This is a genomic window from Stenotrophomonas maltophilia group sp. RNC7 (assembly GCF_030910085.1).
Taxonomy (GTDB): domain Bacteria; phylum Pseudomonadota; class Gammaproteobacteria; order Xanthomonadales; family Xanthomonadaceae; genus Stenotrophomonas; species Stenotrophomonas sepilia.
Genome location: NZ_JAVFVN010000250.1, coordinates 1 through 498, shown reverse-complemented (window position 1 = coordinate 498; position 498 = coordinate 1). Strand labels below are relative to the sequence as shown.

The window sequence follows — 498 nt, the reverse complement described above, 5'->3', positions numbered from 1 at the left end:
TTTTAAAAATCTATTATTTATTTTCACATTTTGAAACCTTTTTAATTGTTCAGTATCTTTCTTGAAATATTTACCTTCTCCATAGATACTAAATTCTAAATCCTTAAACTCTGGGAATTTACTTAACTCTATAATTGCCTTAGCAGCAATATCATTGGCGTATTTTCTATTATGAAAAGGACGAATTAACAGTATTTTTTTTCGTTGCTCTTCATTTTTATGTTCATAATTAAATAACTCTGTGTTAATATAATTTGGAATTATATAGTTATTCTTAAATTTAGTATTAATATCTTTTTCGGCTATTTCTTTCATCCAATTAGAAACAAATATATATGATACGTGTTTTAACTTATTCTGTTCATTAAAACGCTTAAAAGCTTTCAGCTGGTTATAATTCTCTTTTATCTTTAAGCCTCTCCATGCCGATAAATTCCATGGATTAAATAATCGGTGATTCCATTTCAAAGCCTCATATCCATGCACCCATACTAAAAC

General features: G+C 26.7%; 1 protein-coding gene. It reads right to left on the bottom strand.

Translation table 11 applies throughout. The features are described from left to right. A partial coding sequence (locus RCF13_RS03170) for a hypothetical protein (protein WP_308140860.1) occupies positions 1-498 on the bottom strand: 498 nt, incomplete at both ends.